Source organism: Bacillus sp. FJAT-22090 (assembly GCF_007676755.1).
Taxonomy (GTDB): domain Bacteria; phylum Bacillota; class Bacilli; order Bacillales_A; family Planococcaceae; genus Psychrobacillus.
The window spans coordinates 1-21,589 of the sequence record NZ_VEBK01000012.1; the positions used below are offsets into that span (position 1 = coordinate 1).

Consider the following 21,589-nt stretch of genomic DNA (forward strand, 5'->3'; position numbering starts at 1 on the left):
TCGTCTAGGATTCAGGCAGTATAGCTTTTACCATACATCACTTGGTCTGAAGAACTGACTCGACGTTGATAGCTTTGTCGTCTTTTCTCCTTTTCACATCATGCTATGTTCCCTCTATGAGTTTCCTCTCAAGGTAAGATGCTGACCATAGAACATTGTAAGAAGTTCTAGATTTCAATTGAAATCACTAAATTTACGCACCTTGCAGGCGCACACCGCTTGGATGATTATGTGCGACGATGACGCTAGCGCAACTACGACGGATTAATTGTTTAAATGTTTCTCTTGGATGTACGATGGATGCATTTAGTGATCCAATAAATACTGTTTCTCTGAAAAGAATCTGGTTCTTTACATTTAATCCTAATACAACAAAGTGTTCTTGAGTAAGATACTGCATGTCTTGAAGATAATCGAATGCATCTTTTGGTGATTTTATTGTGTATCGTTCTTCAGCTGTCGTTGGCAACATTCTAGTTAGCTTTATTGCGGCAACAATTTGATTTGCTTTTACTTTGCCAATGCCTTTTATCTGCATTAGTTCTTCCTCAGTTATTTCCAGTAATTCCTGGATAGATGGGTAGCGATTAAATATTTCATTGAAAACATATCCGTTCTCTTTTTCACGTAGTGTAGTTGCAAGTAATTGTTTGAATGTATATTTATCGAATGTTGTCATTGTATTTCCTCCAATAGGTTATATTTTTGTATGAAAAAAGAGAGACATTTCTGTCCCTCTCATTTGTGAGATGCATGTAACATCAGGTATTATTAAGTTGTAAATTTGAATGCAGATGAGTACATTGTGTGATGTGCTCATCTTTTTTTTGCATCAAAAAAGCTCACCGACTGTTCCTACAATCGATAAGCTATTATTCATCGGCTGCTCCAAGGTCTCTGTACGCATTTACAAGATGTGTTAAATCTTCTATAAATGCAGCAGCTTGTTTGCGTGTTAATTCTTTGCTGTGTTTTACTTTATAGTTTGTCATCATCAATCCCTTCGCAATGTCTACACTAACTAATTCTTCTTTCATCAACTGAATAATCTTCATCAGTTGTTCGTTGCTTACATGTTCATCACCTCCTTTAATAAATCCTTTTCGTTGAAAATCCTCGATATCTTGAGTGAATAGACCACTGGCTCTGGTTGCAGATAATACTGCATCTATTAGCGCTCTTTTCTTAGCCATCTTCAATACGGTATTTACATTGGTATAAGGATTTTGGTTTTGAAAAGATGGTTCCTTGCTGTTACATGAACCTAAACCTTCTGCCTCTATAGCTCCAGTCTCTTTTGCGATTAAAGTCAACTTCACTTCATACGAAAAAACTCCTTTCTCCCAATCTTCAATGCGGTTGGTTACTTCTACTACTTTTGAAAAACCAAATACATCACATAGTTTTTCTGCTCCAGGCTTAAATAGTGTCGGTTTAGAAAATCCTCCGATGATGCCATAATCTACTCCTTTAACCATGATTTTTTGTACAAACTGATTCAGCTCATTTATACGATCTTCAGATTCATATAAAGTGATTACCAAGTTCGGTAACGCTACCGATTTAGAAAACTTAGAAGAAAGTGGCACCACTTTGTTTTGCGTATTAACCATCCTGCATTCCTCCATTATTTAGTTTTGTTTGAATGATTGGTAATTCTATTGCTGACATTTTTTAATCCTACTATTGATTTATTTACTAGGAACCGATTTATTCTTAGGTATACTTCATTCGAAGTCTCTATTAAATCAACTGACTTAGTAATTGTTTCAGAAGCTAGTGTAATAGATCTTTTCTCTAGAGTTTTGAAACCAGTAGCCATCTTCTCCCGTATTTTCATCACACTTATTTGAGATTTGTGAACAAGGTTAATTGACATATTTGTTTCGCTGATTAATTGTCCCTCGTAAGTGTCTTCTATTTGAAGTAGGGCATTCTGTAGTTGTTCTCTCTTTTTAATTAATCTCTTTAGTGAGACATAGTCACCGAAATCACATACACGCTTTATTTCACGTTGGAGATGCTTTAATTCTTCCTGTAAGGCCTTATAAGTAGCAGCAACATCTTTAATGGATAAATCCTTCCCTTCTTCTAGTTCCTTCGCATTCCAACTGTTTTTATACATCCAATTCATCATCTAAATCTTCCTCTCTGTACTTAGTTTTGTAATTCAAAGTGTGGTTCTTGATTAGAAAAATGCTTATACCCTTTCAGAGTCAGTTTGATTAACGTTCCTCTATCACTGCAATGATAGACAAGAAGATAACCTTCATCTTCTAAATGTTGTATTGTCCATGACGAAATGTTATGCATGGTCAATACGCTTTTTGGAATCCATTTGTTCTGTTGTTTTGCATGTACTAGTAACCTAACAATTGAAATTGACATTGTATTCACCTCCTTACAATTGCGTTCCTCTCACTACGCATGTCATCTCTGTAAAACAAAAAAAGACGTTGCTCATCCGAATGGATAAACAACGTCAAATAAAAAGGGGTGGGGCATGAAACAGAGGGGGTACCCCATTTGATATAAATAACCAGGTGCTGCGAAAAAATCTATAGAAAAATCTATATATAGAGCGGTTTACTTACTAGTTAGTTGTGACTTGATAAAAATAAGTAAGATTTCTGTTGCAAGAAAGAAAGTTATATGTAAAAATATAGTTATCTCAAATCGAAACAAACTATAATGAAAAATAGAAACAAACTATTTTAAATTTAGGGGGAATTTAAATGGAGATTACAAGTGTACAGGTAGGAAAACAAGTAAAAAACTTACGTGAATACAGAAAAGTGAACTTGAGAGATTTAGCGCAAGAAATCAATGTGAATTATACAGGGCTAAACAAAATTGAAAATGGTACACAAAAATTAGATATAGAAACACTAGCGAAATTGGTGGGTTATTTCGATGTACCTGCAGAATATTTCATTAATTCTTCAATGAAAATTGAACAATCTTTATCTAATAAAAAATCAACATTCTATTATAGAGAAGCTTTCAAACGAGTATTAAATGAGTATTCACAAGAAAAGACAAAACCTTTGAAAAATAATCCATTAGCTAACTTTGTTCGTAATGAGCTAGTAGAGATCATCAATACAGAAATCCCTCTGGATGAGAAGAAGTATTTAGTGACTGGATCTGTTGGTCAAGGTAATTGGGCGGCTATTCCTTGGGTAAGTTGCTTTGATCGTTCAGTAACAACATCAGCAACAAATGGTTATTACATGGTTTATTTATTTAAAGAAGATATGTCTGGTTTTTATTTAAGTCTTAACCAAGGCTACACTTTCTTTAAGGAAAAATACGGAAAAAGAGAAGGTCATCAAAAGCTTCAACATACTGCAAAGTTAATTCGAGCAAAAGTCGATGTACCAAATGAATTTAAATTAATGAGTATTGATTTAGCTTCAAAAGCTGACTTAGCATCAGGATACGAGAAGGGACATATTTACGGAAAGTATTATGATGTAAACAATCTTCCTTCACAATCTGAACTTACTACGGACTTTCGTGAACTCCTAGAAGCTTATAAGAAGATTGTTGTGTTCATGAATGATCGTAATGTTAAAGAATTTAATGATTATTTACTACTCCAAGATGATCTAGAATTCTTAGAAATGGATGAAGAAAATTATCAAGATGCAGTTAATAATTACGCAAATCAAATTGAGACTCGGATCTCATTAATTGATTTGGACGAAGGAACTCGGCCTCCGAAGGATGTAATTATTGATGAAGTTGGGAAAAAAAGATATCCACGTAATGCAAAAGAAGCTGCAAAAGCTTTACTAAGGGAAAAGTTTGTATGCGAAGTGGATCCAAGCCATGAAACTTTTACTTCAAAATCAACTGAACATCCATATGTCGAAGCTCATCATTTTGTTGGAATTGCGCAATATGAAAAATTCCCAGAGGTAGATCTAGACCGGACTGCTAACATTGTATCTTTATGTCCTACATGCCATCGTAAAATCCATCATGGAGTGGATGAGGTAAGATTACCGATGATTGAAAAACTTTTTGAAAAAATAAAAGATCGTCTTGAAAAAGTAGGTATCGAAGTGACTATGACTCAGCTTAAAGAATTCTACGCAATTAAAGTGAAATAATTCATAAGGGGACAAGCAATTGTGAGTAAAGAAATTGTTGGATATACAGTTTGCCAATTAAAAGAAATGCCAAGACAACAATTTATTAATGAACTTGGTGCATTTACAACTAGTTTGGATTTTAAATATAGTACTTCTCAGGAGAAATCCTGGGAAGACTGCTATGATTATTTGATAAATGAATTTCAAAATACAACTATTTACGATCAATGCATTCTTCTATTTGAATATTGTCTGCCGTTTACAAATTATCGACGACCAGATGTAATCATGTTATTTAACGGAAAAGTGATAGTTCTTGAGTTTAAAAGGAAAGATATTGATTTGATTCAAGATGTAGATCAGCTGCGCGGCTATTTGAATTTCTTAAGAAAATTTCATGATGAGACACAACGTATGAATTTGTTAGTAGAAGGTGCGTTAATTTTAACAACGAATAATGAAAATCACATTGTATCAGCAATTGGATTTACTTTAATTAAAGGTAAGGGATTAATAAATTTACTTAATGACTTTAATAATAAAAATCCATTAGATCGTGAGTCGTCGTTACTATGGGCGAATTCATCATATGAACCTTCCAAGAACGTGTTAAAAGCAACATTTAATATGTTTATGAATGATGACCTTTCAATGATTAAGAATATTTCAGAGCATGAGCTTCAAAATGTATTAGACGTATTGCATAGATTGACAATAGAGTCGCATCCAAAAAAACGATTAATTTTTCTCACAGGCGTACCAGGTGCTGGAAAGACTTTAGCGTTACTTCATACATTATATAAGCTGAATGAGGAAAGATTTCGCGGTGTTTTTTTAACAGGGAATGGCCCACTAGAAAAAGTACTCTCTTATTTACTATCAAATGCTGAAACTGGTGCAGATGGAGAAACATTGATTAAAGGAGTTCTCGCATATAAAAAAGCGTACTTTAATCGGGGTACTAAACAGCCTTTTCAAAATATTAAAATACCATCCACCATACTATTTGATGAAGCACAACGTGCCTGGAATGAAAAACAAATGGGGGCTTCATACGGAATGAGCGAACCAGAATTGATTTTGAAAGTACAGGGTGAAGCAGCATCTCAAAACGGCTATACAAATGTTGTAGCTTCTATTGGTTTTGGACAAAGTATATATAAAGGTGAAGAAGATGAATTTGAAACATGGGTAAAAGTACTGGAAAAATCAAATTATCAGGATTGGGAAATATATGCGCCTTCTAATTTGAAGGGAAAACTAGGTCATTTGTCGAATATTGTTTATGTAAATGATTTGAATTTAGCTACATCTATTCGTTCAAATTTCATTGATACATCGTCTTTTATTGAAGCTGTATTAAATGCAGATGTAATAACAGCAAAAGAAGAATATCAAAAGCTATGTGAACAAGGATATTTTATTCATATGGTAGATAACCTTAATAGCGCGAAAAGATATTTAGAAAAGCATGCTATCGAAACTGGTGATAAATTTTATGGACTAATATCTTCATCGAATATGAATTTAAATGACCATAAACAGTTCTTAGGAAATGCGCGCATGATTCAACAATCGGATACAAAAGAAACGATTGGAAAATGGTACTTTAAAGATTCTTCAAAACTTGATGCAATTGCAACGGAGTTTGTTTGCCAGGGATTAGAGTTAAATATTCCTATTGTTTATTTTGGGGGAGATTTCTTGGTAAATAATGATAAGTGGCAAGTGAAACCTACTAAACATTATGAAGATAGGGAAACTACGATCAGAAATATTTATAGAGTTTTGTTATCAAGAGGACGTATAGGGATGTTATTGTTTGTTCCTAATAAAAACGTTTGTATTGATACTCTATCTTTTTTGAAAAATATAGGGATAGAAAGATATGATATTTAAATTTCACAGTTAGTAATTTAGAATGGAGAGAGAAAATGTCACGTACCATACTTTATCATAATGTTTACATTACCTTTAATGGGGAAAAAACAAATCTTCGTCTTTCGGATTTAATTAATAGAATTGTAGAACTTGATGATGTAGAACGACACTGGAGAGCGAAAAACTTATCATTGCTTTATTTAAAAACGATCGATGTTGAAAATCCATTGAATATATATAACAGATCTTTTGCTGTTGCTAAGTACAGAGATAACTATAGACCTTATACTGGAAGAATAGGTACTAATGTTGCAAACCCAATTGAAGATGATGTAATTGAGTTTACTTGTTGTTGTTATGTTGAGCGCTCAAGGCAACTATTAATAGAATATAACCACCATGGAAGTAGACCTAATGAAATAGCGAGGTATCTTTCTTCTTTCTTGCCTAAGAATGAAGGGGCTATCTGGGATATATGTTTAGAACCGATTGATGCTACACGTGGATTAAATGTGATTAGACAAGCAAACAGGATTAATAATATTGAATTCAGAATTGACTGTACTCAAAATTTACCTGATTTTCAAGCTGAAACTTTTTTAGCTAATTATATTCTTCGAACTGTAGAGAGTCATATTGAGTTTGGAGCAAATATAGCAACTATTAAATTTGGAAACGGAAAGAGAAGGTTAGAAATTATACAGGCGCAAACTTTGATTCAAATGGTAGCACTCTTAGATTTAGAAGATGATATTTTTAGCTCAGTAAAGATTGAATTTATAAATGCAGAAAACGTTAAGGAAACTATTGATTTGAAAAATGGAAATATATTAAAGTATTTAATATTGCAAGATGTCGATGCAACAGGTTATGAGTTTATAATTGATCAAATGGAAATTTCATATGATCTTAATCATCAACCAGGGAATACAGCAATGCAACGTTTCCCAAATCTTATTAGGAATAGAACTCTACCGGCAATAATTCCACATATTAATAATGAGCTTATTGCTGTACCTGAAGAAGGTGCATAATGAAATTGATTCAAGATTGGAATCGTAAAGAATTCTATCTTAAATATTGGATAATTATTATTATGATTTGTATTTTTATTATTTCATGTCTTAGTTATGTTCTCGATGCTTTTGAAATACATGAGTTTGATAATATAAATAAGCTTTTAATTGATCAATTCTTAGTTAACAGAGAAGGAATTCTAATTTCAGTCTCTGCAATTTTTATAGGTATTTATTTTAGTATTTTTACAATACTATTAACTATAAAAAGTAGCTCAAAAATGGTGAAAATGGGAATTAAGACATACAAGGAGTTAATTCAATTTTTAAGGAATGCTTTTATAGGTTCGTTTCTCTATATAGTTTATGCGATTCTATATCCTTTGTTCAGTTCAATAAGCAAAACTGGAATTATAAAGTTTTCTTACGAATTATTGCTGGGTGGATTAGTGCTATACATGCTGCTCACTGCTTTAAGAGTAGGAATAACATATATCATTATTTTTAAATCGGACTTAAATAAAATTTTCTTAAATATGGAAAAAGAAAACGACGAACATGAAGAACTGAAGGACATCATGTATAAATTGAAGAACTTCGTAGAAAATTGTGAGCAGCAAGAAGGAATTAAGGATGCTGAAGAATTGAATTCAATAATACGCTTTAAGAATTCTAAGCCAAGTAAATAAGTTAGAATAGAGGAGAAGCTAATAATAAGCCTCTCCTTTTTCTTAGGTATTTCGTATCCAGTATTTAGGTGAACATGAACCGGAATTAATACAAAGAGCTCATAAAGAAACATCCGTTTAATAAGCTTATTCTACTAATATTGATTAATAGATTCGTCCAATATATTTATAAAGTATGCGAAGATGAATTTGGTCATTGGAAAGTCGAATATCAAGACTAGGAGATCTAGGCACGGGATAATCTTGAAGAGGGAATTGGGAATTAAATCATCTATCAATTTTTATATGTAGATCGATTAGATGAAACAGGAGAATAACGTAACTTATTGATGAATTGAAGATGAAAAATTATGTTGATCAAAAAGAAGAGGTGTCATATGAATTTAACAGTGATTGAAGCTGTTTGGGTAGGAGCAGCGGTATTAGCTTACGAAACATATCATAGTAAAACGAAACCTTCTGAAAATGATATGTATTTTAGACAAGTGGATATTCAACATAAAGCACAACAATATACAGCAAATGCTGTACAACATGCACGTGTTAATCAATGGGCAAATGGTGATCATCCAGGGAGTCAGGTAAATTACTTACGTGAGGGAGAAAATAAAACACGTCGTCTTACGTTTAACGGAGAATTTCAAAGTGATAAAGAGAGACCTAAATTGAATGAAACAGATACGATAGAAACAGCGATAGGCGTAGTAACATTCGCTGATATCTATAGCTTTGTAAAGAAGGAATATACATCTTTATTTACAATCGATTTCTTTTCGATTTTAGACTATCTTGAACAATACAGTAATATGCCGTACAAAAATCCAGAAGCCGCTACAGGTCAGGAAAAGCAACAATTGGAATTACTGAGAGAACTCGGTGGTGCAGCGGTTACAGAATTAAACAAAGTAGCCCGTCTATGTGGAGAGAAATATCATCTGAAAAATAAAATAAAATCGAAATGGCTTACAGGTGGAAATGATCGTATACGCCGTTATTTCTGGGAGCAACTAAAGCTTGAACAATTCATGGATTATCCAACGAGTATCTCGTTATTTGCAGAAGCGGCAAAAGATGACGAACATAAAGCACGCATTCGACTTGCGGTAGAATTGGATGAGAAAGTTGCAACGCAAGCAGACTATATGAGGCATCACCAATTTTTAAATGAATCAAGCATTCCATCAGAGCTTTCCTATTATGTAAAAGAAAGTGCAACAAATCATAATTTTCATGTTTACGATGAAGAACCAGAGGCCATTAAGAGAAAGTTGCAAAATAAAACATATAAAAAGGTGCAATTAACGTATGTCCTGACTTATGAAGAAATTCAACGAAACAAGATGACTAACGAACAAATTTTACAAAGGGTACTAGAGGGTGTAGAAAAGCTTTTGCCTTATTATCAATTAGCCCTTCTTGGTGGTATAGAGGAAATAAAAACTACAGATACGAGTTCTTTAGAAGAGGGAGAACAGAGAATGGATTATCCAAAAAATATGATTCTATACGGCCCGCCTGGCACAGGGAAAACCTATAATACTATTAACTTTGCAGTCAGTATCATTGAAGATAAGCCTTTAAAAGACGTGCAAGAAGAACCTTATGAACAGGTCTTTTCTCGTTACAAAGCATATCGAAAAAATGGACAAGTCGGCTTTATTACATTCCATCAATCATACGGTTATGAAGAGTTTATTGAAGGAATCAAACCTGTATTAGATGACGAACAAACGGAGCAAGTGAGATACAAAATTGAAGCAGGTATTTTTAAACTGTTTTGTGAACAAGCACAACATTTGCAAATTTCTTCATCTGATAAAGAACTAGAGTTTTCTACAGATACGCGAATCTGGAAAGTATCTCTAGGTAGACGTGGAGATGAAAAAACAAAAAAAGATTGTTTTAACAACAGTCGAATTCGCATCGGGTGGGATGACTTAGGAGAAGTCATTACTGATGAAACGGAATTACCAAACGCTAGTGTGAAAAATATTTTGTCCAATTTTTATGATGAAATGAGTATTGGTGATATTGTGTTGTCATTGGGTGATCAGAAACATATTGATGCAATCGGCTTAGTAACAGAAGAACCCAAATGGCTTGACCAAATGCCATATTACAAAAGAAGTAGAAAAGTTGAATGGATTGCGAAGGACATTTGGGAATACGTTTATGAGTTTAATCAGCAAACCAATTTAACTTTAGCTACTGTTTATGAATTAAGAAATATTAATAGGGAAGAAATCAATAAGTTGATCTTGAAGTACTCTTCGAATCAACAAGCAGAGTTGGAAATTGTAGAGAATAAGAAAAACTATGTATTCATTATTGATGAAATTAACCGTGGAAATATCTCGAAGATTTTTGGCGAACTGATTACACTCGTTGAACCAACAAAGCGACTTGGTGCAAGAGAAGAAATGAAATTAAGACTTCCCTATTCGAAAAAAGAATTCGGTGTACCGCAAAATGTTTATCTTCTGGGTACGATGAATACAGCAGACCGCTCGATTGCTTTAATGGATACTGCACTGAGACGACGTTTCAATTTTATTGAAATGATGCCTGATACAGCAACCCTACAAGATATTCAAGTAGGAGAAATTAACATTCAACGAATGTTGGAAGCAATGAATCAGCGTATTGAAGTACTATTTGATCGTGAACATACTATTGGCCATGCATATTTCACTATATTAAAAGAAGTGCCGACACTAGAGAGGTTGGCTTTAATTTTCGAAAATGAAATTCTGCCTTTATTACAAGAATACTTTTATGAAGATTACAGTAAGATTCAACTAATCCTAGGAGATAATGCAAAGAGCCAGTCGACTAGATTTATTTTAAATGAGAAATTAAATATGAAAAATGTATTTGTTGGCAAGGTTAGTCTTGACTTACCTGAACAGTCCTTTAATATTCAGCAAGAAGCATTTCTAAAGCCTGAAAGCTACATTGGAATTTATGAGCAGGTTGCACATGAAGAAGATTATTGAAGCAAAAGAGTTTGATATTATTACATGTAATCGTGAATTTGAAAAACAAACAGGGTACGTCTTTATTGATCCAAGGTCATTCCAACAATTAGAACAACTCATCTTAACATTCAATGAAGATGAACAGGCGGATGCAATAGATTTCTTTAATGTGACAACGAAGAGAGAAGTAGGGAAGATCATTAAAGTGAAAAACTATGTGGGAATGATTCATTTAGCAACAGGGCTTCAAATAGAAATTTTACCTAAAATTCATCGACATACTACTGGAGATACGCGAAAGATTTTTTTGAAGATGCTTAAGGCACTTAAAGACTTTCCAACTAAAGTTTTTAATGAAGCACACTTGAATACAGAACGTATGCCGATATTTGAAGTATTTATTCATTTATATATCCAGGAAGTTCAGCGACTTGTAAAGAAAGGTATAAAATCTGCCTATTATGAGGTGGAAAACAATTTAAATGTCTATAAGGGAAAAATGCTATTCAATTCGCAAATCAAACATAACATCGTACATAAAGAAAGATTCTACATGCGCTATGATGAATTCGGTATCAACCGGGCAGAGAATCGACTTATTAAATCGACATTACTACAATTATTGAAACAATCTACTGATACAGAAAATCTAAAAGAGATTCGAAAATTACTAATGCACTTTGAGTTGGTGGAAACTTCCCTTAATTACGAAAAGGATTTTCAGTTGGTCGTCATTAATCGAAATTCTAAGGATTATGCGATTATCATCGAATGGTCAAAAGTCTTCTTAAACCAACTTAGTTTTACAACATTTTCAGGTGGAACGTCTGGAAAAGCCCTTTTATTTCCTATGGATAAGGTATTTGAAGCCTATGTGGGGCGGCACATCGCTAAACAATTTTCAGATGATTGGAATGTGTCGTTACAAGACAAGGGCTTCTATTTGTTTGAGGATAAATTTGCACTTCGACCAGATATTGTCCTAAGAACGCAAGATGAATCACGTATCATCATCATTGATACAAAATGGAAACTATTATCTAACTCTTCAAGCAAGAATTATGGTATTTCACAAGCAGATATGTATCAAATGTATGCGTATGCAAAGAAATATCAAACAAATGAGATATTCCTGGTTTATCCGATGAATGATCAATTTGAAAATACGAAAGAGATTCAATTTGTTAGTGATGATGGGGTACGAGTGAACATATTCATGTTGGACTGCGAAAAGGTAGAAAATAGTCTTTATAATCTAAAGCTAAATTTGGGATAAACCAATTTACTAGTAAGGCGTACGGCTATAGACAAATCTTTACACTAGTTCGATTTTACTGAAGAAGAACACATTATATTTTTCAAATAATGTTTGTAACTAAGAGGATGAAAATGTTAATGTTGTGAGAGATATTATATACGGTCACAAAAAAAGCAACAAGAGCTCATTGATATGGTCTTTTTATATTTCTACGAGAAGGAGGAAGTAGGAGGCTTATTTCCGAACTAGAGTGTTTGTACTTGGATTTACAATCATCCAGCTACATCCACACATCCGTGAAGCGAGATATGGAGTAATACGATTAGTAGAATAGTTGTTCTGCTAGTCGAAATCCCCATTATAGTACAGGTGAAAACTTTTAAAAAAGGTGAACGGTAACGAGTAACTGCATACAATAAATTTGTCCATTTGATCTAATATCGAGCGGTTTCTGCATGACTTAAGATTATTAAAAGATACTTTCCATAACTTTATAAATTTAATATAAAATATGTTTTCTTCTTAAGAATTGAAAAGGAGTATATCTATGGATTTAGCAAATTTTTTAAAAGAGATAGCGAGTGAACAAGGACAAGAAGAAGGAGATTTTCTATCCAATAGTACTTTCAAAATTGGCGAAACTCTACCTAAAAAAACATCTGGAGTAGTCTATGGTTTTGTTGTTAGACTAAATGCGCAAGAAAAATTAGACTTATTTAATGAAGCAAAAAAACTAGGCGGCAACAAATTCGATGCGGATTCAAAGACTAAATCAATTATAAATGATTATTATCCGTTATATTGGGGGAAAAATTCTGATATTTTTGGCAGAATAAATGCTCATGTAACTGGACATAAGGGGGGGAATAGCAATTTAGGGTTGAAAGACTATTTAACTATAAAAGATAAAGAGATTTTATATGCAAGAATTTATCTTAATAATAATGAAGAATTTGAAAAATATTTAATTTCGACTTATCCACCTCTTTTAAAAACTAGGAAGCAGTGAAGTCCATAAAATAATCAATTATTAGACAAATTTGTAGGTGTACAAACTAATGTTTGTGCACTTTTATTTTGTTTAGAGAGTACCGAAGAACAAAATTTAGATATGCAGGAGCATACAATTCAGTAATACGCTAAAGAAAAGGCTTTAGAACTTAGTATATATGTTGTGAAAATCTTAAGTCGTAAAGAAGTAATAGATAAGGTTGGAAACTACAATTTATACCTAAAGTTGAGAATATTTAGGTGGAATAAAGTTAACATATAAAATGGCGGCAGATGGTTAATTTAACAGATTTTCCGATTGTAAAAACGTAAAATAGCCTATAAAATTGAATGGTTGGTCGCCAAAAATCTATTTTATCCGACCACTGGAGTTAGTTTCGCTGTGATACAATAAAACTAATAAACATAACAAAAAAATAGAGTTTTTTGAAAAGGGTGGAGTAATGAATAAACAACAACTGGCTTCGAAAATTTGGGAGTCTGCAAATAAAATGCGTTCAAAGATTGAAGCGAACGAGTACAAGGATTATATTTTAGGATTTATCTTCTACAAGTTCTTATCTGATAAAGAAGTGAAGTTCTTAAAGGAGAATGATTATTCGATAGAGGATATTAAGAATCTAAAAGAAGAAAGCCAGGAAGAAGTAGCATTCATTCAAAATGGAATTGGATACTTTATTGAGTACGATAATTTGTTCTCAACTTGGCTAGAACTTGGGAAAGACTTCTCTGTCGATAATGTCCGTGTAGGATTGTCGGCGTTCAGTCGTCTTATTAGTGTGAGTCATAAAAAGGTTTTCGACCGTATCTTCAATACATTGGAAACTGGGTTGAGTAAATTAGGAGATAGCTCTGGTTCTCAGACAAAAGCGATTAGTGAGTTAATCCAATTGATTAAGATTATCCCGATGGACGGCAAACAAGACTATGATGTTATTGGTTTTATCTATGAATACTTGATTGGTATGTTTGCTGCAAATGCAGGAAAAAAAGCAGGAGAATTCTATACACCACATGAAGTTTCTGTTTTAATGTCAGAAATTGTTGCAAATCACTTGAAAGATAAAGAAGAAATTAAAATCTATGACCCAACGAGCGGTTCAGGTTCATTGTTAATCAACATTGGTCAATCTGTTGCAAAACATATTGACAACGAAAATAACATTAAGTATTTTGCCCAAGAATTGAAGGAAAATACCTATAACTTAACCCGAATGAATCTGGTTATGCGTGGAATTATACCTGATAATATCGTAACACGTAATGGAGATACACTTGAAGAAGATTGGCCGTTCTTTGATGATAATAATCCCATTAATACGTATGATCCACTTTATGTGGATGCGGTGGTTTCAAATCCACCATATTCACAATCTTGGGATCCTACAAATAAAAAAAGTGATCCGCGATACGCTCACTATGGTCTTGCTCCTAAGACGAAAGCGGATTTTGCTTTCTTACTTCATGATTTATATCACATTAAACCTGAAGGTATTATGGCAATCGTTCTTCCACACGGTGTGTTATTCCGTGGTGGTGAAGAAGGAGAAATCCGTAAAAATTTGATTGAACTAAATAATATTGATGCCATTATTGGCCTTCCTGGGAGTATTTTCTTTGGAACAAGTATTCAAACTATCATTATGGTGTTAAAACAAAAGCGCACAACAAACGACGTTTTATTTGTTGATGCTTCAAAAGGATTTATCAAAACTGGAAAAAACAATGTATTACAAGCATCTGATATTAAGAAGATTGCAGATACGGTTACCCAGCGTATCAACATTGAAAATTATGCTCGTAAAGTGAGTCAAGATGAAATCCGAGCAAATGACTATAAATTAAATATTTCACTATATGTAGATCCTTCTGATGAAGATGAAAATTGGGATATTTATGCGTCAATGTTTGGTGGGATTCCTAAATCTGAAATTGAAAATCTAGCGTCGTACTGGGAATGCCTACCAATACTCAAGAAAGAATTGTTCTCAGAAAATGAATCACCATATGTTAATTTAGCAACAAATGATGTGAAGAAAGCAATTACTGAAAATGTCGATGTGGTGAATTTCATAAACAATTATCACAAGTCATTTGATGGATTTGAGGACTATCTTAAAAAGAAGCTTATTGACCAAATTACTTCAATTAATATTAGTAAAGAAAAAACAACTATTAGTGATGATATCTTCGCACGTCTCTCTTCCATTCCTTTGGTAGATAAGTATAAAGCTTACCAAGTTCTTGATGACGGGTGGGAAAAAATAGCATTTGATTTAGAAATTATTCAAAATGAAGGTTTTGAAGCAACGAAAAAAGTTGATGGAAATATTGTCTTGAAGAAAAAGGATGGGAAAGAAGTTGAAGTGCAAGAAGGCTATCTAGGGCATGTGATTCCATTTGATATAGTTCAGGCAACAATGCTGAAAGAAGAAGCAGATGCTATAAAGGTCATGGAAAATCGTTTAGCTGAAATTTTGTCTTGCTATTCTGAAATTATTGATTCACTTTCGGAAGAAGAAAAAGAATCAATAGTATTGAATGATGCAAACGACGCCTTCGTTACTGCTGAAGTAAATAAAGCACTGAAATCTGCCTATGCAGATATTGAATCCGAAGAAATAATTGCGTTGAACGAATATATTAGTTTGCTAGATGCAAAAGCGAAGAAACCAGAAAAAGAAAGTTTCATTGCCAGCCATCCAGAAGTTACTTGGTCAGAAATTGAACCAAATAAAGATGGTACATTCACGAAAACCAAGGTTAATGCATACCTAAAAGAATTACAATCTAATTACAATTTCCCTGAAGAGTTATTCGAAGCAAAACTTATTCAAGTCAGTGATTTAATGGCAGAAGAAAAAGCATTAAAGTCACAAGTGAAAAAAGATTCTGCGGAACTTCATATGAAGACGAAAGAAACAATCGAGAACTTATCTGTAAATGAAGTTTGTAAGTTACTTGAAGAGAAGTGGATAACTCCACTCACAACAGCTTTAAATAAAGTACCAGATAATGTTATTTCGGAGCTTATGTACAAGGTTCAAGAGCTAGCAGACAAGTATGCAACAACATATTACGAAGTTGCGAGTGAAATTGCGGACACAAAAATGAATTTAACAACCTTAATTGATGGATTAACAGGTAGTGAATTTGATATGAAGGGGCTTAGCGAGTTCCAATCGCTATTGAAAAGTGAATAAAATGAGTGAAAGAAAAAAATACCCTGAAATTAGATATGGTCAATTCACTGACGCTTGGGAACAGCTGAAGTTAGGTGATCTGGCTAGTTCACTTGAATATGGATTAAATGCAGCAGCTAAAGATTTTGATGGAGTAAATAAGTATCTTCGCATCACGGACATTGACGAAAACAGTCGAGAGTTCGTTAAAGATGGTTTAACTTCACCTGATATTGAATTGGATAAAGCTGATAATTATTTACTATCAAAAGGCGATATTCTTTTCGCAAGAACAGGTGCAAGTGTTGGGAAAACTTATAAATATAGGGAAACTGATGGGAAAGTTTATTACGCAGGCTTCTTGATTAGAGCTCATATTAACGAAAATAATGACTCAGAGTTTGTTTATCAGAAAACATTAACTGACGCTTATGACAACTTCATTAAAATAACATCTCAACGCTCTGGGCAACCAGGGGTTAACGCTCAAGAATATGCTAGTTTCAAACTTGCAGTACCTTCAAAGTATGAACAAGTAAAAATTGGCGACTTCTTTAAAGAAATTGACGAGCTTATCACCCTTCAACAACGTAAGTATGAAAAGACGGTAAACATGAAGAATGCTTTACTTGAAAAAATGTTTCCGAAAAATGGAGAAGATAAACCAGAGATTCGTTTTGAAGAATTCTCCTATAATTGGGAACGGAGGAATTTGTCTGATATTGTGGCTATAACAGGCGGTGGTACACCAAGTACAGTAATCGAAGAGTATTGGAACGGAGATATTGATTGGTATTCTCCTACAGAAATAGGTTCAGAAGTATACGCCACTGGTAGTGCTAAAAAGATAACAGAACAAGGCCTGGCGAAAAGTTCTGCTAAGATTCTTCCAGCAAACCGAACAATATTGTTTACATCTCGTGCTGGTATTGGTGATATGGCGATTCTTGCTAAAGATGGAGCTACAAATCAAGGCTTTCAGTCTCTTGTTTTAGATGAAAAAACGAATGTTTATTTCTTATACTCAATGGGTTATAAAATAAAAAAATACGCGCTTAAAAACGCTTCTGGATCAACGTTTTTAGAAATTTCTGGTAAATCCCTCGGAAGAATGGAGGTATTTATTCCGACACTGGAGGAACAAAATAAAATTGGTGCATTTTTCAAAGAGTTAGATCAACTTATCTCCCTTCAACAGCAGGAGTTGGAAAAATTGAAAAATATTAAAAAAGCACTACTTCAAAAGATGTTGGTTTAAGGAGGAATGGCATTATGATTTTTACAAAAGAAGCGGAGTTTGAAGAAGCCTTAGTAAACTTGTTGATTTCTCAAAAAGGTTGGGAGGAAGTAATTAAGTGCCCTTCTGAGGAAGATTTAATCCGCAACTGGGCGGATATACTCTTTCAAAATAACCGTGATATTGATCGCTTAAATAATGTGCCATTAACCGATAGTGAAATGCGACAAATTATGGAGCAGATCACCGAGCTTCGTACTCCATTAAGACTCAATGGGTTTATTAATGGTAAATCCATTTCGATTACACGTGATAATCCTGATGATAAGCTACATCTAGGAAAAGAAGTTAGCTTGAAAATTTATGACCGTTTAGAAATTGCGGGAGGTCAAAGTCGTTATCAAATTGCACATCAACCACAGTTTCCAACTAAATCGAAGATAATAAACGACCGTCGTGGAGATTTAATGCTGCTAATTAACGGAATGCCTGTCATTCATATTGAGTTGAAGCGCTCGGGTGTTTCCGTAAGTCAAGCATATAATCAAATAGAGAAATACGCTCACGAAGGGATTTTTACAGGATTATTCTCATTAGTTCAAGTTTTTGTTGCTATGGAACCAGGAGAAGCAGTCTACTTTGCTAATCCAGGGCCAGACAGGAAATTTAATTCTGACTTCTATTTCCATTGGGCTGATTTCGATAATGAACCTATTAATGGTTGGAAAGACTTTGCAGGTTCTCTTTTGTCTATCCCAATGGCACACCAATTAATTGGATTTTACACCGTTCCAGATAGTGGTGACGGAGTTCTTAAGGTCATGCGTAGTTATCAGTATTACGCATCAAATGCGATTTCTGATAAAGTAGCTGAGACAAAATGGGACGGCAAGAACATGCTCGGTGGTTATATTTGGCACACTACTGGATCAGGTAAGACCATGACAAGTTTCAAATCCGCCCAGTTAATTGCTAACTCAAAAGAAGCGGATAAGGTTCTGTTCCTGATGGATAGAATAGAACTTGGAACGCAATCGCTCGAAGTGTATCGCGGATTCACCGACGAGAACGAAGAAGTTCAAGCGACAGAAAACACAAGCGTACTCGTCACCAAGTTAAAGAGTTCGAGCCCTGCGGATACGTTGATTGTGACGTCCATTCAAAAGATGTCGCTTATTAAAGATGATGAAGGCGGATTAAATGCAAAAGACCTGGAGTTAATGAAGTCAAAACGGATTGTTTTCATCATTGATGAAGCACATCGTTCAACGTTTGGAGAAATGTTGATTGATATTAAAGAAATGTTCCCTTTCGCTATTTTCTTTGGGTTCACTGGGACACCGATTCAAGAAGAAAATCAAAAGAAGATGAATACGACTGCAACAGTTTTCGGAGATGAATTACACCGATACAGTATCGCTGATGGGATTAGAGACAAGAATGTTCTCGGTTTTGACCCATATAAAGTTTTGACTTATAAAAATCGTGACCTTCGGAAAGAAGTGGCACTTCATCAGGCAAAAGCAAAATCTGAAGAAGAAGCGATAAGAGAACCTCAAAAATCAAAAATCTATTATAAGTTTCTTAATCCCACACTGGTTCCAATGGCAGGGTATAAAGATTCATCAGGAAACTATATCAAAGGTATTGAAGACTACTTACCAAAGTCTCAATACGAACTAGAGACTCATCGAAAAACAGTTGTTAGTGATATATTGGATAACTGGGTGACATTAAGCCACGCGAGCAAGTTTCATGCGATATTTGCGACGAGTAGCATTTCTGAAGCTATTATGTATTATCGACTGTTAAAGAAAAATGAAATTGGGTTGAAAGTAACTGCACTGTTTGATCCCCATATCGATAATATGGGTGGTGCCGAATTTAAGGAAGACGGTTTGATTGAAATTGTCGAAGACTACAATAAACGATATGACCAAGGCTTTTCTTTTGCAACGCACGCAAAGTTCAAGAAAGATATTGCTTCTCGCCTAGCACATAAAAAACCATACGGCATGATTGAACGTGAACCAGACCAACAAATTGATTTATTAATTGTAGTTGATCAGATGTTGACGGGATTTGATTCGAAATGGATTAATACTTTATACATGGATAAAGTGATGAAGTATGCCAATATTATTCAGGCGTTTTCACGTACAAATCGATTATTTGGCCCTGAGAAGCCGTTTGGTACAATTCGTTATTATCGATACCCTAGTACCATGGAACGCAATATCAACGAAGCAGTGAAACTATATTCAGGAGATAAGCCTATCATGTTATTTGTTCAGAAGCTTGAAAGTAATCTGAAGAAAATGAACAATATTTTTGAAGATATTGAAGATGTTTTCGAAAATGAAGGCGTTGAAAACTTTGAGAAGTTACCTTTAGAACTTACAGCAAGAGGAAAATTTGCTTCATTGTTTAAGGACTTCAATGATTATTTAGAAGCTTCCCAAATTCAAGGTTTCAAATGGAAGAAATCAGAGTATGAATTCTCTCATGGGCAAGGAAAACCAAAAACATCTGTTGTGATGAAGTTTAATGAAACCGCATATCTCATTTTAGCTTTGCGCTACAAGGAATTATTTAGCGGTGGCGGTGGCGGTGGTAGCGAAGGCGAAGTGCCGTTTGAGGTGGAAGGGTATCTTACTGAAATTGATACGAGTGTAATTGACGCTAACTACATGAATTCTCGTTTCCAAAAATACCTTCGTTTGATTAATCAAACAGGAGCCACAAGGCGAGCGATTGAAGATGCGTTAAATGATCTTCACACCACATTCTCAACATTAACGCAAGAGGAGCAAAAGTATGCGAATATTTTCATGCATGATGTTCAAAGTGGAGACGTTGTCGTAGAACCTGGTAAGACACTCAGGGACTACATCACTGAGTATCAGGCAAAGGCGGAAAACGATCAGATTCATAAATTTGCTGAATTTTTAGGTCTTAATGAAGCTGAATTGCGGAGATTGATGAGTCTGAAAATCACAGAATCAAATATCAATGAATATAATCGTTTCGATAACTTGAAACAAACCGTGGATAAAAAAAGGGCTAAGTCTTTTCTTGAGAAAGTTGAAGGTAAGTCAATTAAGCCATTTCAGGTGAATATTCGTATTGATGAGTACCTACGTAAATTCTTACTAGAAGGTGGATTTGAAATAGATATAACATAAGAAAATGCCCATAAAATCAAATTCGAATATCTCAGTACAAAGTTAGTGAATTGTGCTTGTGAACCGTAACCACTAGTTAACATGTGAGAAAGTTCATGCAGTACTAATATTTGAAAGTTTATAACAGATTATGAAAATATTAGGTGTGAGAGATAAGTGACAGCTATAATAATTACTTTATATTTAAAAGAAATTTCTTTTGAACAACATTGCCCCCGCAACTCATTTTTATTTAAACGTAGTCAATAGCGTAGTCAAACATTTTCAATTGTTGCTATAAACCAGTATAAACACTGATGTTATAGCATTTTTAGGAGAGGGTGGTTCGACTCCCGCCGTATCCATACTTATTTTTACAGTAGAAACACTGTTAAATGTGACTTAAAGCATAAGATTGTCACTATGACATCTTTATGCTTAAACGATAACTTCAAAGGCTTACCTATCTGTATAAAGAAAGAATTTTTTGTTTCAGTACCAGATTTAGAAACTACCATTTCTAAAGGAGCATAAATCGATGAAAAAACTAATAACCAGTATAGTAACTTTGTTGCTGGCCCTGTTACTGGCAGCCTGTGAATCAGGTGATAACACGGATAATAAAATAAATGTGCCGAAAACAACGAAGACTTCGGAAGTCACGGAAGTAAGCGGGGTCTCTGGTGACAGAACTGTAAGCGGATTCGATGCAAAAACGAACAAAACCATTACTTTGGGTGGAATCGATTTTTCCTTTCCGTCTTATTTCGATGTGTTAGACAAAGGTTCAACGGAAACTTGGATAACCTATTATCCTAAAGAAGAAGATTATTATGCGTCTATATTGTTTCAAAGCCAAGAATTTTCAGGGACACAGGAAGATTTTGATAGCCAAATACCTTCTATTGTTAAGAGTACCTTAGAGACTAAATATTTTGCTAACATGGAAATACAAAAATCAGAGAAAATCTCAATTGCGGGGTTGCCTGGTTGGACAATCACATTTTCCAATTCTGATACAAATGGAGACGGGGTGATTTCTACTGGGAGTTATTCATTTGCTTATAACATTA

At 34.1% G+C, this 21,589-nt stretch carries 14 protein-coding genes; 10 read left to right on the plus strand and 4 right to left on the minus strand.

Annotated elements, in window-relative coordinates:
* Positions 1–193: 193 nt before the first annotated feature.
* The 4 genes from FS486_RS14555 to FS486_RS14570 all read right to left on the minus strand — a co-directional run bounded on the left by FS486_RS14555 (position 194) and on the right by FS486_RS14570 (position 2,388).
* Positions 194–679 (minus strand): JAB domain-containing protein, encoded by a 486-nt coding sequence (locus FS486_RS14555; protein WP_144512280.1) that lies wholly within the window; start codon positions 677–679, stop codon positions 194–196.
* Between the two features lie 193 nt (positions 680–872).
* Positions 873–1,613, minus strand: a complete 741-nt coding sequence (locus FS486_RS14560; protein WP_144512281.1) for a hypothetical protein — start codon at positions 1,611–1,613, stop codon at positions 873–875.
* A 14-nt stretch (positions 1,614–1,627) separates the two neighbouring features.
* Positions 1,628–2,137, minus strand: coding sequence for a hypothetical protein (locus tag FS486_RS14565; protein ID WP_144512282.1), 510 nt, complete (start codon positions 2,135–2,137; stop codon positions 1,628–1,630).
* A 20-nt stretch (positions 2,138–2,157) separates the two neighbouring features.
* A complete protein-coding gene (locus tag FS486_RS14570) occupies positions 2,158–2,388 on the minus strand; it encodes a hypothetical protein (RefSeq protein WP_144512283.1) in 231 nt (76 codons plus the stop codon).
* Positions 2,389–2,735: 347 nt separating this feature from the next.
* Here FS486_RS14570 and FS486_RS14575 point away from each other — a divergent pair, with 347 nt between their 5' ends.
* From FS486_RS14575 to FS486_RS14620, 10 genes are all read left to right on the plus strand, one after another.
* Positions 2,736–4,118, plus strand: coding sequence for an MrcB family domain-containing protein (locus FS486_RS14575; protein ID WP_144512284.1), 1,383 nt, complete (start codon positions 2,736–2,738; stop codon positions 4,116–4,118).
* 21 nt (positions 4,119–4,139) lie between these two features.
* Positions 4,140–5,999 (plus strand): DNA/RNA helicase domain-containing protein, encoded by a 1,860-nt coding sequence (locus tag FS486_RS14580; RefSeq protein ID WP_144512285.1) that lies wholly within the window; start codon positions 4,140–4,142, stop codon positions 5,997–5,999.
* 35 nt (positions 6,000–6,034) lie between these two features.
* A complete protein-coding gene (locus FS486_RS14585) occupies positions 6,035–7,015 on the plus strand; it encodes a DUF6731 family protein (protein ID WP_144512286.1) in 981 nt (326 codons plus the stop codon).
* Positions 7,015–7,686, plus strand: a complete 672-nt coding sequence (locus tag FS486_RS14590) for a hypothetical protein (RefSeq protein WP_144512287.1) — start codon at positions 7,015–7,017, stop codon at positions 7,684–7,686. Before FS486_RS14585 ends, FS486_RS14590 begins: the two co-directional genes overlap by 1 nt.
* A gap of 377 nt (positions 7,687–8,063) precedes the next feature.
* Complete coding sequence (locus tag FS486_RS20495; RefSeq protein WP_260858122.1) at positions 8,064–10,682, plus strand: AAA family ATPase; 2,619 nt, start codon at positions 8,064–8,066, stop codon at positions 10,680–10,682.
* Positions 10,666–11,940: an McrC family protein gene (locus FS486_RS14600; protein WP_144512288.1), complete on the plus strand. Its 1,275-nt coding sequence runs from the start codon at positions 10,666–10,668 to the stop codon at positions 11,938–11,940. Before FS486_RS20495 ends, FS486_RS14600 begins: the two co-directional genes overlap by 17 nt.
* A 529-nt stretch (positions 11,941–12,469) precedes the next feature.
* Positions 12,470–12,931: a hypothetical protein gene (locus FS486_RS14605; RefSeq protein WP_144512289.1), complete on the plus strand. Its 462-nt coding sequence runs from the start codon at positions 12,470–12,472 to the stop codon at positions 12,929–12,931.
* Between the two features lie 445 nt (positions 12,932–13,376).
* On the plus strand, positions 13,377–16,136 hold the full coding sequence (locus FS486_RS14610) for a type I restriction-modification system subunit M (protein ID WP_144512290.1): 2,760 nt from the start codon (positions 13,377–13,379) through the stop codon (positions 16,134–16,136).
* Position 16,137: 1 nt separating this feature from the next.
* Complete coding sequence (locus FS486_RS14615; RefSeq protein ID WP_144512291.1) at positions 16,138–17,373, plus strand: restriction endonuclease subunit S; 1,236 nt, start codon at positions 16,138–16,140, stop codon at positions 17,371–17,373.
* Between the two features lie 14 nt (positions 17,374–17,387).
* The gene (locus FS486_RS14620) at positions 17,388–20,537 is read left to right on the plus strand and encodes a type I restriction endonuclease subunit R, EcoR124 family (RefSeq protein WP_144512293.1); all 3,150 of its coding nucleotides are present in this window, start codon (positions 17,388–17,390) and stop codon (positions 20,535–20,537) included.
* Positions 20,538–21,589: the final 1,052 nt, after the last annotated feature.